The organism is Micromonospora sp. BL4, assembly GCF_003667505.1.
Lineage (GTDB): Bacteria > Actinomycetota > Actinomycetes > Mycobacteriales > Micromonosporaceae > Micromonospora.
The window spans coordinates 55,542-69,632 of record NZ_RCVJ01000181.1 but is presented as its reverse complement, the minus strand read 5'-3'; the positions used below and the strand labels follow the sequence as shown (position 1 = coordinate 69,632).

Here is a 14,091-nt window from a genome sequence, read left to right as displayed (position 1 = left end):
CGACCGCTCTCGCCGCGATGCGCCGACGGCGACGTACCGGGCGAGCACCCGCGAGCACATCCCCGATGATCGACTCCAGATCGGCGATGTCGGGGTGTCCCCCGTACCCGGGCACCCCGACATCGCCGAAACCGTGTCGATCACTGCATCGGCCGGACGAGCGAGGGCCGCCGGAGCGGCCCTCGCTCGGGACTAGCCGCCGTTGAGAACGAACTGCGACCCCGGCTGGATGACGATGTTGCCGTCCGCCGAGTTGGTGATGGTCACGTTGGTCAACGTGGCGTTGCCGCGGGCACCGCTCATCGCGAGGATGCCGGCTCCGTTGTTGGATTTGTCGATCCGCACGTTGGTGATCGCGACGTTCGGCATGTTGCCGCCGCCGTTCTTGAACTGGATGCCGTCGTAGGTGGAGTCGTAGATGTCGGTGTCCCGGATCGTGACCCCGACGATGTCTCTGGTGGCGGGGAAGAGGGTGATGGCACCGAACTCCTGGTCCTCGTTCCAGAAGGCGCCACCGGTGCGGTAGAGCCCGTTGTTGGCGATCAGCGTCGTCCCGGAGAAGGGCAGCGGGTCGTGGTCGGTCGCCAGCATGATGCCCGGGTAGTTCGCGGTGTCGTAGATCAGGTTGTTCTCGATCGAGTTGCCGTAGCCGCCGTAGATGGCGACGCCGTTCGCACGCCAGGGCAGCTGGATGGTGTTGTTGACGAAGTGGTTGTCGTGGGCGATGTCGACGGTGCGGTCCTTGACGTACGGGTTGGCCCAGATGGCGAGCGCGTCGTCGCCGGTGGTGCGGAACGACGAGTTGAACACCCGCGAGTTTCGCGTGCCGTTGCTGAAGTTGATGCCGTCGGCGTAGGTGTTGCGGATCCGCATGCCGCTGAACTCCAGCCCGTCCGCCGGGCCCCAGAGGTCGGGGATGTTGTCGTAGTCGCGACCCACCCAGACACCCACGTTGGCGTGCTCGATCCAGACGTTGCTGATCCTGGTGCCCGTCCCGAATCGGCCGTTCAGACCCACCCCACCCTCGGCGTTGCCGTCACCACCACGGATCCGGCCCGAGCCGAAGATGGCGATGTCGGAGATCTGGGTGTTCTTGTCGATGTCGAACCCGAAGTTGCCCTCGTGCGGGTGGTTGATGCCACCCACCACGTTCTGCGGCTCGGTCAGCGTGTAGAGCTGCGAGTGCCACATTCCGGCGCCCCGGATCGTGACGTTGCTGATGCCGACCTGGTTGTGCGTACCCCGGTTCAGCGGGTCGTCGGTCAGGATCTTCTGCTCCTGCCGCCACTGCCCGGCCGGGATCCACACGCAGCTGATGACGCCGTTCTGGTCGTCGGTGACCGCCCGCTGGATGGCGGCGGTGTCGTCCAGCCCGTCGTTCGGGACCGCGCCGTACGACGTGATCGAGGTGCAGCCGGCCGGCTGGCTCGCCGCCGGCGCCACCTGCTCCAGGTCGATCATGTCGATGACGTAGAACGAGGCCGAGTCGCCGGCGTCGCGCTGCAACTTGAACCGGGTGCCGGCCGGGTACGACTGCGGCAGCAGCGCGTTCGACTCGTCGAACAGCCGTCGGGCGTCGGCCTGCGGCGTGTTGGTCAACGCCTCCGGCCCGTCGGTGTTGCCGTAGAGCCAGCTGTGCCGCGACGAGAGCGTCAGCTTCCGGGAGAAGACGTCGTTGATGTAGAGGCTGATCGTCGCCTCGATGCCGCCACCACCGGGCGCGTCCGGAATGGAGTTGCGCACCACGATGGCGTTGGCCGGGTTGGTCGAGGTGAACTGGACGAACTGCCCGGTGCTGTTCAGCCGTACCGACTTGCGGCCCGAGGACTCGCTGGCGAAGTTGGTGTGGCCGAAGGTGCGCAGCGGGTCGGCCTCCAGCAGGGTGCCCTGGTACTGGGCCGCCTCGGCCTCGTAGGAGACGTACGGGACCGCCGCCCCACGCCCGACCACGATCGACTGGCTGAAGGCGTTGTTGGTCTCGTTGGTCTCGGCGACCGCGTTGGTGGCGTCGACGGTGGCGGTGATGGTGGCGCCGCCGCTGGTGGCGGTCCAGCTTCCGCTGACGGCCACGGTGACCGTCGCGCCGGCGGCGACCGAGGCGGTGTTGGTGTTGAGCGTGGTGCCGCCCACCACCAGCCGGGTGACCGTGGTCGCGCCGGTCGCGGTGGTGCCACGGTTGCGGACCGCCACGGTGAACGTGACGGACGCCCCGACGGCCGGGTTCGGCGGGTTGGAGGCGATGCTGAGGACCTGGAGGTCCGGCCCCGGGGCCTGCGCGACCACCAGCGGCGAGGGCGCGGTGTAGCTGTTGTTGCCGTTGTTCTGCTCGACGATCGTGTTCGTCGGGTCGACCACGGCCGAGACGCTGTAGCTGCCCATCGGCCGGGTGCCGGCGTTGAACGAGACCGTCGTCGAGGCGCCGGCGGCGAGCGCGCCCACCGTGGCGCTGCCGACGACCGCGCCGGCCAGGCTGAAGTTCACCGTGGTCGCTCCGGCGGCGGCGGACCCGATGTTCTGCACCACGGCCGCGAGGGTGACCGGGCTGACCTCGCTCGGTGACGCGGGCGACCAGGTCGTCGAGCTGATGACCAGGTCGGGGTTGGGTGCGGGCGTGCCGCACACCTCAAGCTCGGCCACCTGACCCGACAGCGCTCCGCTGTTTGCCGTGAACCGCAGCTGCACGTCGGCGGTGGTCGCGGTGACCGGGATGCGCACCACGTTGTTGCCCTGGACGAACTGGTAGCTCGCCGCCGACACGAGGTTGGTGTACGCGGACGACGCCTGGTCGCGGCCGAGGACCTGGATGGTCTGCGTACGGGTGCCCCAGGCCGGGTCCGGGTTCAGCTTGACGGTGACGGCCGAGACGGAGTGGTTGGCGCCCAGCGCCACGGTCAGGGTCTGCGGGTAGCCCGCCGCGCCCTCCCAGTACGTGCCGAGCTGCCCGTCGTTCGCCTTCTCGGGGGTGAAGGTGAAGGTGGAGCCGCTCGCGGTCATGGCCTTGCCCTGCGCCACGTTGGTGCAGGCCGGCGGATTGGTACCGGTCCGGGTGACGGTGTTGCTGTTGCCGGACAGGTTGCCCGCGCCGTCACGGGCGCGGACGTAGTAGGAGACGGTCGCGGTCGCCGGCTGGGTGTCCTGGTACGTGAGGACGGTGCCCAGCGTCGCGATCAGGCTGCCGCCGCGATAGACGTTGTAGCCGGCCAGGCCGCTGCCACCGGAGTCGGTGGAGGCGCCCCAGGTGAGGGTGATCGTGGTGCTCGACTGGGTGTACGAGAGGTTGCCCGGCACGCTCGGTGCGGTCGTGTCCGTGCCGCCACCGCCGGAGCCGTACACCTCCAGCTCCGACAGTTGCCCGGCCGGCCAGCCGCTGTTGCCCGTGATGGTGATCCGCACGTATCGGGTGGAGGTCTGGTTGAAATTGATCGTGACCGTGCTGCCGCTCGCCGGGTTGAAGGTGTAGGTCTGCGACGCGACCAGGTTGGTGAGCGACGAACCGTTGGCGCTGCCCTGCACGCTCAGGGTCTGCGTGCGGGTCGCCCACCCGGCGGTCGGCAGCTTCAGCACGACCTGGTTGACGGCCTGCGACGAGCCCAGATCGACCTGCACCCACTGGGGGAAGGAATTGTTGACGCTCTCCCAGTAGCTGCCCGCGTTGCCGTCGACGACCTTCGACGAGTCGTAGACGTCGGCGTGGCCGCTCTCCTGGGTCGGTCGACCCTGGGCGAGGTTGGTGGCTGCCGGGGCGAAGGCGGTGCTCGTCGCGGCCGTCGTGTCGGCTGGGCGGGCGGCGCCTGCCGGATTCGCGACGGCCACCGACCCGACGGTGGCGATCACCGTGGCCGCGGCTGTCGCCGCCACCATCTTGAACAGATTCGTTCGTCTCATCACTGTCCTGTCGTTCGGGGGACGGTGCCGCGGGGAGACCACGGCGTGGGCGTGACTCGGCGCATCGTCAGCCGACGCGTGGGGGCGCGCCGGCCGGCGTGGGGTGGGAGATGCCAGAGAGGCGAGGTGGTGGCGGCAAGAAGGGGAGAAGTACCGCCAAAAAAGGCGGTCCGCCAGAACTTGCGACGTCGTGCAAAGAATCAAGCACGCCTTTGTCGAGATTTTGCGTGACGTTGACCAGATGTTACTGACGTGCTACGAGGGCGTCAACACTTCGACCGCCGTGACTATTGACGGCCACCCATCTGCCGGTATCCGGCGGACATGGAAGGGCCCCTGTCGACGCCAGGTGTCGACAGGGGCCCTTGCCTCGCCTCAGCGAGGCGGGAGGTCAGCTGGTCGGGGCGCGCAGGACGAAGGTCTCCAGTTCCTCGCCGCCGTACCAGTCGGTGCGCAGGCCCACGTGGGCCATGCCCAGTCGCCGGCAGACCGCCATGGACGGATCGTTGCCCGGCGAGACCAGCGCGTAGATCTCCGGCGTACCGGTGGCGAACTCGCGCGTCATGACCGCGCGGGCCGCCTCGGTGGCGTAGCCGTGGCCCCACGAGTCCGGATGCAGGTGCCAGCCCATCTCGATGTTCTCGGTGAGTCGGGTCTCGTCCAGCCCCGGTATGGGCTTCAGCAGCACCGTGCCGGCCACCAGCCCGGTGTCCCGCACCTCGATCGCCCAGGTGCCGTAGCGGCCATTGTCGTCGGCGTGCCGGTCCTGCCAGATTCGCAGCCGCTCGGCGGCCTGCCCCGGCTCGGTCATCGGCAACCCGGGCGACACGGCGAGCCAACGGGTGATCTCGGGACGGGAGTAGATGTCGTAGATCCGGGCCAGATCGGTCGGGCTCGCGGTCCAGTCACGCAGGATCAGGCGTTCGGTGGTGAGAACGGTCATGGCCGGCGATCTTAATGAGTGGCGGGCCGGACGACGGGGAAAGAGATCGCGGTGGGCAGCGGATGGCAGCGGACAAAGCGGATCATCAACGCCGCGTTCCGCCCCGTGCGCGGACGGGACCTGTCACTGCACGCCGCCGCGATCACGTTCTACGGGGCGATCGCCGTGGTGCCGGTCGCCCTGCTGGCCATCTGGCTGACGTCGCTGGTTGCCGGGGCCGACCGGGTACGCCGGCTCACCTCGTACGCCGTGGAGGCGCTGCCCACCGCGATCGGCACGCCCCGCGCGGTGGCCGCGCTGGTCGACGCCGGGACGGAGTTGACCCCACTGCTGGCGCTGGCCTCGCTGCTGCCCGCGTCGCTGTACGGGGAGGGTCTGCGCAGGGCGTTCGTCTCGGTGGCCGCGCCCCGCACCGACGAGCAGCTGATCGGCTGGCGGGGCCGGCTGCTGCTGCTGCCGCTGCTCGCGCCGGCCCCCGCGCTGCTGCTGTCGATCCTGCTGGCGCTGCCGCTCACCACCGGCCTGGTCCGGCAGGGCGGTTGGATCGGCGCGCTGGGCGTGGTGCTGTCGTTCCTCGCGGTCTGGCTGGTGCTCACACCGGTGCTGATGTGGGTGTTCCGGGTGGTCGGGCCGGCGTCGCCGGACTGGCTCTCCACGCTCGGGATGGGGTCGTTCACCGCGGCGAACCTGTCCGGCTTTCTGCACGGCTTCGTGCTCTTCGCCTCCCTCCCGCTGGACCTGGGCGTGCCGTTCGGCGGCTTTGACGAGATCGGCGCGGGCGTCGCCGTCCTCCTCTGGCTCTACCTGTTCCACGTGATCGTCCTGGCCGGCTACTCGGCGACCCTGGCCCTGTCCGGCTGGCGCGCCCGACGGCAGAGTTGACCAGGGGGTTCGCGGGACCGGGCGAAGGGGCTGACCTGGCGGACGGCTCCGGCTAGGCTGCCGCGGCATGAGCAGCGAACTTCCCGGCCGCGCCGACGTCGTGATCGTCGGTGCGGGGCACAACGGTCTGGTCTCCGCCATCCTGCTGGCCCGCGCCGGCCTGGACGTCCTGGTGCTGGAGGCCGCCGACGTGATCGGCGGCGCGACCCGCACCGAGAACCCGTTCCCGAAGGTGCCGGGGCTGCGCCACTCCACCGGCTCGTACCTGCTCGGGCTGATGCCGCCGGAACTGCTCACCACCCTCGACGTGCGGATCCCGGTGCTGCGCCGCGACCCGCACTACTTCCTGCCCACGCCGGGCGGCCTCGGCTCGCCGTACCTGCTCTTCGGCAGTGACACGGCGGCGACCCGGGCCCAGCTCGCCGAGTTCTTCTCCCCCGCCGACGTGGCCGCCGACGACGCCATGCAGGCCGAGCTGGCCGCGCTGCGCGAGGATCTCGCCCCGGCCTGGCTCGCCGAGCCGCTCACGGCACAGGAGACCGCCGACCGACACGTCCGTCCGGCGCTGCGGCAGGTCTTCGTCGACCTGGTGCAGGGCTCGGTCGCGGACTACCTGGCCCGGTTCGAGTTCCGCTCCGAGCTGCTGGTCAGCATGTACGCGGTCACCGACGGGCTCTCCGGGCTGAACGCCGGCCCGGACGACCCGGGAACCGGTCACAACTTTCTCGTGCACAACATGTGCAGGCTTCCCGGTTCGGGTGGCACCTGGATGATCGCCGAGGGCGGCATGGGCACCGTGTCGCGCACCTTCGCCGACGCCGCCCGCGCCGCCGGCGCGACCATCCTGACGGGTACCTCGGTAACCGCGGTGGCCCTGGACGGCGGCGCGGCGAGCGGTGTCGTGCTCGCCGACGGGCGGCAGGTCGCCGCCCGGGTGGTGCTCGGCGCGTGTGACCCGTACCGGTTGATAGACCTGTTGCCCGACGGGGCGCTGCCGGCGTCGCTCGGTGAGCGGATGGCGGCGGTCCGCCGCCCCGGCACCACCCTCAAGCTCAATCTGGCGCTGACCGGGCTGCCGCACTTCTCCTGCCTGCCACCCGGCACGCCGAGCCCGTTCGGCTCGACCATCCACCTGCTGCCCGGCTCGGCGTCGCTGGTCGGCGGCGACGCCACCTCGCCGATGGCCGCACTGCGCGCCATGTGGGCGGACGTGCAGGCCGGACGGCTGCCGGCGGAGCCGACCATCGAGTGGTACCTGCACACCACCGTCGACCCGTCGCTCTCCGACGCCGCGGGGCACCACTCGTCGGCGCTGTTCGTGCAGTCGGTCCCCTACGAGCTGACCGGCACCACCTGGGACGAGGCCCTGCCCGGCTACGTCGACCGGCTGATCGGGATCGTCGAGCGGTACGCCCCGGGCACCGCCGACCTGATCGCCGACGCGGTGCCGCTGCCCCCACCGGGCATCGAGGCCCACTTCGGCATCACCGGCGGGCACATCCACCACGTCGACAACACCGTCTCGTTCGCCGACCGGATGCCGTACGCCACCGGGATCGACGGCGTGTACGCCGGCAGCGCCGGCTGCCACCCGGCCGGCAGCGTGATCGGCGCCGCCGGCCACAACGCCGCCCGCCGCATCCTCACCGACCTAGGCCGCTGACCCGCGCCGGGACGAGCCGGCGGACGGCCGCAGGTCACCGGGACCCCCGATCAGGTAGAAGGCGACCAGCAGGAGGTACGCGCAGAGGCTGAGGATGGGGTCGACGAAGACGATGGCGAAGGCGATCAGGTAGAGCAGGGGCTTGAGCAGGATCCGCCGTGCGACCGCCCGGACCAGCCGGGGATCCAGGTCGGGGCGGAGCAGCCCGCGTCGGCGGGCCCACCACCAGCTCAGATTGACGAAGAGCGCCTCACCCAGCACGGTCCCGACGTAGAGGGCGGCGGTCAGCCGCTGCTCGGTCGCACCACCGCGCAGGTTGTCCGACAGCAGGTCGGCGGTGAACGGGATCGTGGCGATGAACAGCAGCACGAGCAGGTTGAAGACCAGCAGCAACTGGTCGACCCGGACCACGTACCGCCACAGGTTGTGGTGGGCGATCCAGACCTGTCCGGCGATCGCGAAGGTGATCACGTACGCCAGGTAGGACGGCCAGGCGTGGGCGAGGGCGTCCGGAAGCTCCCGCCCGCTCTCCCGGGCCGGACCGGTCTGGAGCAGCTCGACGGCCATCACCGTCAGCACGACGGCGAAGACCCCGTCGCTGAACGTCTCCACCCGGGCGGCGTCCCGAGCCATCTCCCGGCCGCGCCCGTACCGGTACTCGGTCTCCTGCGCGTCCGCCCCCGCCGCCACACCACCAGAATCGACCCCCCAGGGGCGGCGGGGGGCGGAATCAGCTCAGCGCCTCGCCCGCCGGCGCCGGGGTCTCCGCGTCCACGCGGTGGGCGCGGACCTTGTGCCCGACGCTCGTCAGGCAGCGGCCACTGGGCAGGTCGAACCGCCAACCGTGCAGCTGGCAGGTGAGCTGGTCACCCTCGACGATGCCGAAGCGGGTCAGGTCCGCCTTCAGGTGCGGGCAGCGCCGCTGCACCACCCAGTCGCCCAGGGTGATGTCCTCGGCGTCGGTGGTTCGCTCGTGCTCGTCGTACCAGCCCTCGGCGTACTGGAGCCGCTCCTCGGAGAGGCACTTGAAGAACGCGTAGACGAACTCGTTGTACTGGCCGATCCGCGCCGCCGAGAACCGGCAGGAGAGGAAGAGCGAGTTGACCCAGTCCACCTCGTCGATGAAGAGCAGGTGCTCGATCAGCGACCGCTCGGTACGGAACCGGTAGCGGACCTTCTCGTCGGCGTACGGCCGGACCTCCTTGCCCGGGAAGTCCACCACGATCGACTCGACGCTCTCACCGTCGTAGCCCACCAGGTCGAAGCGGACCGGCCCGCCGACGCCCTTGGCCAGGTAGATCGACTCGTCGAGCAGCGGCTCGATCCGGCTCTTCATCTGGGCGAGCACATCCACCTCGGGGTGCCGCCAGGACGCCTTCTCCGCCTCGATGACGGGCCGCTTGCGCTCCCGCATCTCCTCCAGGTGGGCGACCTTGTTCGCGAAGAACTCGTCGACCGGCACCGGGTGGGTGGTGGTCGCGCCCTCGGTGGTGACCTCGGCGACGCTGCCCGGCAGCAGCACGATCCCGTTGGTCCCGCCGACCTTGGCGTACTCCGCCATGAAGACGGACTGGTCGGGGAAGATGTTGCCCTCGTCGCCGTGGATGTCGTTGAACTGCCACAGCGCGTCGTCCAGGAAGCACGGCGGGCCGGCGATCGGGAAGACGTGCGACGCCGTCAGGTCGTCGATGTAGCGCCACGTCCGGTCGAACTGCCGGTCGCGCTTCTGCTTGCCGAACGCGGTCTTCGCCGCCTGCGGCAACTCGTAGACCATCGGATACCAGATCGCGCCGGAGAACTGGAGCAGGTGCGCGTGCACGTGCCCCAGCTCGGCGAAGACGCTGAGATCGGTCGGGCGGGCGTCGTTCTGGTTCAGCAGCCGCACCCCGTCGTACTCCACCCAGAGCGAGGAATCGCCGATCGGGCCGTCGGTGGGGCTGGTCAACGCCTGGATCATGATCTTCAAGCCGCCGGGCAGCTCCACGACCTGCTCGTTGGGCGCCTTCAGGAACTTCGTGAAGCCCAGCGCCCGCAGCTCGTCCTCCATCTCGGAGGTGGGAAACTCCGGGAGCAGGACCGTGGCGTCCTTGGAGATGAAGTCCCGCAGGTGCTTCACGTCGAAGTGGTCCCGGTGCAGGTGGGAGACGTACAGGTAGTCGACCTGACCCAAAGTCTCCCAGTCGAGCAGGGAATTGTCCGGAAATGGAAACCAGGACGCGAAGTAGGCCGGGTTGACCCACGGGTCGCACAGGATGCTGCCCGCGGCCGTGTCGATCCGCATGCTGGCGTGCCCGGTTCCGGTCACTCGCACCGCACAGTCCCCCTCAAACAGACAATCAGGTGTACGCCAAACGCTACCGGAGGGAGTCTGACCGCCGCCTCGCGACGCCCGTAGTGCCGTCCGGCCCGGATGGGCGGGCCCGTTGCCCGGGAAACCCCCACCGCGCTGCACCGGGCAGGAGGCGTGCCAGACTAACCGGAGATCCGATCGCGAGGGAAGGACCGACAGTGGCAGGAAGCGAGCCGGTAACGTCGCCAGATCAGCGCAAGCCCGGGCACCGTAAGTCCGGACGGATCGGCGCGGTCCTCACCGCGCTGGCGCTGCTGGCGATGATCTGCGGCAACCACGAGGGCAGGGTCGAGGACATCTGGCTGGTCGGCCTGGCCGTGCTGCTGCTGGTCATCGTGATCGGCGACGCCGTGCTGCGCCGCAACGGTCTGCGCTCCTGATCGAGCGCCCGCCGCCGGACGACCGGCCGACGACGCCGAGGGCCCGCCCCCACCCGGGGACGGGCCCTCGTCCGTACGCGTCGGGTCAGCGCCCGAAGAGAATGTCCTGCACGTCCTTGAGCGCGGCGTCGACCTCGGCCTCGAAGTAGCCCCCGGGCACCAGACCGAACCGGAGCGTGTCCAGGTCCTTCGGGTTGACCGGCATCGGGTTGCGGCCCTGCATGCCGCCCAGCAGGGTGTCGAAGAAGCGGTCGACCTGGTCCGGGTCGTACCCGCTGCCGAACCGGCGCACCTGGAAGCGACGCCGGATCTGGTCGACGCGGTACAGGTCGCTGCCGGGAGGGCCGGCCATCGGCGGACCACCCATCGGCGGGCCGGCCACGGCGGGCGGACCGGCCATCGGCGGACCACCCATGCCCTGCTGCGGCATCGGGGGCGGACCGGCCGGGCCACGGCGCATGTCCCGCAGGTCCCGCTCGGGCATCCGGATCTCAGCGGTCATGTCGGCACGACCGTGCCGACCGGCCTCGAAACCGTCGAAACGCGGCTCCTCCGGCGGGTAGCCACCGGGCGCGCGCTGGTCGTCGGGGCCGTAGCCACCGGGCGCACGCTGGTCGTCCTGCCCGTACCCGCCGGGCGCACGCTGGTCGTCGGGGCCGTAGCCACCGGGCATCCGCTGGTCGTCCTGGCCGTAGCCACCGGGACCGGCCGGCAGGCCACGCGGCGGGACGCCGTGCCCGCCCATCGGCCCGCCGGGACCCATCGGGCCCGGACCGGGCGGGCCGCCCGGGCCACGCGGCGCGTCGTAACCGCCCCGAGGGGCGTCGTACCCACCGGCGAACGCGCCGGTCGGCTCGTCGTACCGGCCGTAGCGGTCGGGCGGGCCGGCCTGCGCCGGCATCGGCCGGGGCGGCATCGGCTGCGGAACCATGCCGCGGTCGTCGCGCATCGGCGGGCCCATCCGGTCCGGCGGACCCATCCGGGGGTCGCCGCCGCGCCCGGCTGCGCCGCGCTCCTCAAGCTCGGCCAGCTGCCGCTCGACCCGGTCCAGGTGCAGGTCGACCTGCCACTCGTCGTAGCCGTTGAACCGGACCCGGAAGACGACGTCGTGGACCTCCTGGGAGGCCACCGGCGCGCCGACCTGCCGGCCGTCGAGCGTCGCCTCGACCCGGTCGAGGAAGGCATCCACCTCGTCGACCTTGTATCCCCGGCGGAGCGCCTTGCGCCGGAAACGCTGACCCTGACTCGCCACTATGTCTCCTGGTCTCGTTCGCCACGCCCGGTCACGCCGGTGCCTCTCCGGCGCGGTCGGTGTTGGTGTCGTTGTCCTCGGCGGCGGCGAGCTGGCCACACGCGCCGTCGATTTCGCGACCTCGGGTGTCCCGAACGGTGGTGGACACCCCGGCGTCGCGCAACCGCCGGACGAACTCCCGCTCAACCGGCTTCGGGCTCGCGTCCCAGCGGCTGCCCGGCGTCGGATTGAGCGGGATGAGGTTCACGTGGGCCAACTTGCCGGCCAGCAGCCGCCCGAGCAGGTCAGCTCGCCACGGCTGGTCGTTCACGTCCTTGATCATCGCGTACTCGATCGACACGCGACGGCCCGTCCGGGCGGCGTAGTCCCACGCTGCGTCCAGCACCTCGGCTACCTTCCAGCGCTGGTTTACCGGCACGAGTTCGTCGCGCAGATCATCATCGGGCGCGTGCAACGACAACGCAAGGGTCACTGAGAGGTCTTCGCTGGCCAGTCGGCGGATGGCCGGAACCAGGCCGACCGTGGAAACGGTGATGTGCCGCTGCGACAGGCCGAGCCCCTCCGGAGCCGGGCTGACCAGGCGGCGGATCGCCGCGATCACCCGAGAGTAGTTGGCCAGTGGCTCGCCCATGCCCATGAAGACGACGTGCGACAGCCGCGGCGGAGAGCCGGCGACGGCACCCGAGGCCGCCACCCCGGCCAGGTACACCGCCTGGTCGACGATCTCGGCGGTGGACAGGTTGCGGGTCAGCCCGGCCTGGCCGGTAGCACAGAACGGGCAGGCCATGCCGCAACCCGCCTGGCTGGAGATGCAGACGGTGACCCGGTCCGGGTAGCCCATCAGCACGCTCTCCACCAGCGCGCCGTCGTGCAGCCGCCAGAGCGCCTTGCGCGTCGCGCCGTCGTCGCAGGCCAGCTCGCGCACCGGGGTGAGCAGCGTGGGCAGCAGCTGGTCGGCCAGCCGGTCCCGGGTCGCCGCCGGCAGGTCGGTCATCGCCTGCGGGTCGCGGACCAGCCGCCCGAAGTAGTGGGTGGAGATCTGCTTGGCACGGAACGCCGGCTCGCCCAACCCGGCGACCAGGGCCTGGCGGCCGGCCAGGTCGAGGTCAGCGAGGTGCTGCGGTGGCATGGAGGCCCGGCGTGCGGCGGGGGCGTCCGGGGTGGCGGGGATCAACGGCAGGCTCGTCATGGCTGGTCCAGTGTGTCACGCCGTCGGCGGCAGGTACCCGTCCGGAGGTGTCGAACCGGCCCCGACCGCCGGGTCGGGATGACCGGGACGCCGTGATCCATGCCTCAGTTCACCACCGGCACGAAGACCGCCAACAGCAGGTACGCCGTCGGCACCGCGAACAGGATCGAGTCCAACCGGTCCATCAGGCCGCCGTGGCCCGGCAGCAGGTTGCTCATGTCCTTGACGCCGAGATCGCGCTTGATCATCGACTCGGCCAGGTCACCGAGGACCGCCGCGCAGGAGACCGCCAACCCGAACAGCGCACCCCACCAGGGGGCCAGGTCGAACATCAGCCAGAGCAGCAGGGCGCTGCCCAGCGCCGCCGCGCTGACCGAACCCGCGAAGCCCTCCCAGGACTTCTTCGGGCTCACCGACGGCGCCATCGGGTGCCGACCGAAGGACACGCCGGCCGCGTACCCACCGGTGTCGGACAGGACCACCGCGATCAACGTGGCCAGGATGCGCAGCGGACCGTCGTCGGGAGCCGCCGCCAGCAGCGCCGCGAACCCGCCGAGGAACGGCACGTAGACGGCGATCAGGGTGGCCGCGGTCAGGTCCCGCTGGAAGCCGGCCGGACCGTCGCCCAGCCGCCAGATCATGGTGCCCAGGACGGTGACCAGCAGGCCCAGGCTGAGCGCGTCCGGGCCGGCGAACCAGGCCAGGCCCACGGTCAGCACGCCACCGGCGACCAACGGCACCAGCGGCGGGTGGGCGCCGCTGCGCCGGACCGCCCGGGCCATCTCCCAGATGCCGACGGCGATGGCGGCGGCGATCACCGGCAGGAACGCCAACGGGTAGAAGACCAGCGGCACCACGATCAGCGCGCCGAGACCGAGCCCGACCCCGATGGCCGCCGGCAGGTTGCGGCCGGCCCGCCCGGTGCCCACCTGCTGGGTGGCCGGTCGGTCCGCACTGGCCCGGCGTCGGCCCTTCGGCCGCCGGCCGGACGGTGGCTCCGACGCGGTCACCGCGTCCTGGTCCGGCGCGAGGTCGGCCCGAACGGGCGCGAGCTGCGCGGTCGGATACCCGGAATCGTCGTCGTAGTTGACCGGACCACCGCGGTCGTCGAAGCGCTCCGGGCCGTCGTACCGACCCGGGGCGTCGCCGCCGGCGGGCGGGCGGTCCGCGTACCGGCCGGCACGGCCCCGGTCGTCGTACCGGTCGGGCTGGTTCCGGTCGTCCTCGTACCGGTCCCGGTCGTCGAAGCGGTCGCGCCGGTCCCGGTCGTCGAAACGGTCCCGGTCGTCGAAACGGTCCCGGTCGTCCGGGCGGACCGGCCGGCCGGGCTCGTCGTACGGTTCCGGCGGGTACGGGTCGGCGTACGGGCGGGTGCGGGGCTCGGCGTACAGCTCAGGGCCGGCGGCCGGGCGAGCGTTCCACTGGCCCGCTTCGAGCTCCTGATCGGGCCAGGGCAGGGCCACCGGCCGCTCCGGCCGGTCCCAGCCGCGGGGCTCGCCACTGTAGGGGTCGGGGTGGGTCATCACGCACCGCGACGCGGCACGAGA

At 71.1% G+C, this 14,091-nt stretch carries 10 protein-coding genes; 3 read left to right on the top strand and 7 right to left on the bottom strand.

Going from position 1 to position 14,091, the window contains the following annotated elements; all coding sequences use genetic code 11:
- Window positions 1–192: 192 nt before the first annotated feature.
- Both EAD89_RS24590 and EAD89_RS24585 read right to left on the bottom strand, forming a co-directional pair.
- Window positions 193–3,885 (bottom strand): CARDB domain-containing protein, encoded by a 3,693-nt coding sequence (locus EAD89_RS24590; protein WP_121677357.1) that lies wholly within the window; start codon window positions 3,883–3,885, stop codon window positions 193–195.
- Between the two features lie 391 nt (window positions 3,886–4,276).
- A complete protein-coding gene (locus EAD89_RS24585) occupies window positions 4,277–4,828 on the bottom strand; it encodes a GNAT family N-acetyltransferase (RefSeq protein WP_121677356.1) in 552 nt (183 codons plus the stop codon).
- Between the two features lie 51 nt (window positions 4,829–4,879).
- Here EAD89_RS24585 and EAD89_RS24580 point away from each other — a divergent pair, with 51 nt between their 5' ends.
- Window positions 4,880–5,710 (top strand): YhjD/YihY/BrkB family envelope integrity protein, encoded by an 831-nt coding sequence (locus tag EAD89_RS24580; protein WP_121677355.1) that lies wholly within the window; start codon window positions 4,880–4,882, stop codon window positions 5,708–5,710.
- Window positions 5,711–5,777: 67 nt separating this feature from the next.
- Window positions 5,778–7,373, top strand: a complete 1,596-nt coding sequence (locus EAD89_RS24575) for an NAD(P)/FAD-dependent oxidoreductase (protein WP_121677354.1) — start codon at window positions 5,778–5,780, stop codon at window positions 7,371–7,373.
- Here EAD89_RS24575 and EAD89_RS24570 read toward each other — a convergent pair.
- Window positions 7,362–8,006, bottom strand: a complete 645-nt coding sequence (locus EAD89_RS24570; protein ID WP_121655257.1) for a TMEM175 family protein — start codon at window positions 8,004–8,006, stop codon at window positions 7,362–7,364. The two genes, EAD89_RS24575 and EAD89_RS24570, sit on opposite strands and share 12 nt — an antisense overlap.
- 97 nt (window positions 8,007–8,103) lie before the next feature.
- Complete coding sequence (locus EAD89_RS24565) at window positions 8,104–9,684, bottom strand: Rieske 2Fe-2S domain-containing protein (RefSeq protein ID WP_121677353.1); 1,581 nt, start codon at window positions 9,682–9,684, stop codon at window positions 8,104–8,106.
- A gap of 197 nt (window positions 9,685–9,881) precedes the next feature.
- On the opposite strand from EAD89_RS24565, the gene EAD89_RS24560 reads away from it, so the two are divergent.
- Window positions 9,882–10,103, top strand: coding sequence for a DUF2631 domain-containing protein (locus EAD89_RS24560; protein WP_121655230.1), 222 nt, complete (start codon window positions 9,882–9,884; stop codon window positions 10,101–10,103).
- Between the two features lie 85 nt (window positions 10,104–10,188).
- Here the strand turns inward: EAD89_RS24560 and EAD89_RS24555 are convergent, their stop codons facing one another.
- The 3 genes from EAD89_RS24555 to EAD89_RS24545 form a co-directional block, all read right to left on the bottom strand.
- Window positions 10,189–11,355, bottom strand: a complete 1,167-nt coding sequence (locus EAD89_RS24555) for a DivIVA domain-containing protein (RefSeq protein ID WP_121655231.1) — start codon at window positions 11,353–11,355, stop codon at window positions 10,189–10,191.
- Between the two features lie 31 nt (window positions 11,356–11,386).
- Window positions 11,387–12,544, bottom strand: a complete 1,158-nt coding sequence (gene rlmN / locus EAD89_RS24550) for a 23S rRNA (adenine(2503)-C(2))-methyltransferase RlmN (protein WP_121655232.1) — start codon at window positions 12,542–12,544, stop codon at window positions 11,387–11,389.
- Window positions 12,545–12,648: 104 nt separating this feature from the next.
- Window positions 12,649–14,067, bottom strand: a complete 1,419-nt coding sequence (locus tag EAD89_RS24545) for a phosphatidate cytidylyltransferase (RefSeq protein ID WP_199733614.1) — start codon at window positions 14,065–14,067, stop codon at window positions 12,649–12,651.
- Window positions 14,068–14,091: the final 24 nt, after the last annotated feature.

Excerpts from the sequence above, each read along its gene's own strand:
- EAD89_RS24590 (WP_121677357.1), bottom strand. The coding sequence starts at position 3,885 with ATGAGACGAACGAATCTGTTCAAGATGGTGGCGGCGACAGCCGCGGCC.
- EAD89_RS24585 (WP_121677356.1), bottom strand. The coding sequence starts at position 4,828 with ATGACCGTTCTCACCACCGAACGCCTGATCCTGCGTGACTGGACCGCG.
- EAD89_RS24575 (WP_121677354.1), top strand. The coding sequence starts at position 5,778 with ATGAGCAGCGAACTTCCCGGCCGCGCCGACGTCGTGATCGTCGGTGCG.
- EAD89_RS24570 (WP_121655257.1), bottom strand. The coding sequence starts at position 8,006 with ATGGCTCGGGACGCCGCCCGGGTGGAGACGTTCAGCGACGGGGTCTTC.
- rlmN (WP_121655232.1), bottom strand. The coding sequence starts at position 12,544 with ATGACGAGCCTGCCGTTGATCCCCGCCACCCCGGACGCCCCCGCCGCA.
- EAD89_RS24545 (WP_199733614.1), bottom strand. The coding sequence starts at position 14,067 with ATGACCCACCCCGACCCCTACAGTGGCGAGCCCCGCGGCTGGGACCGG.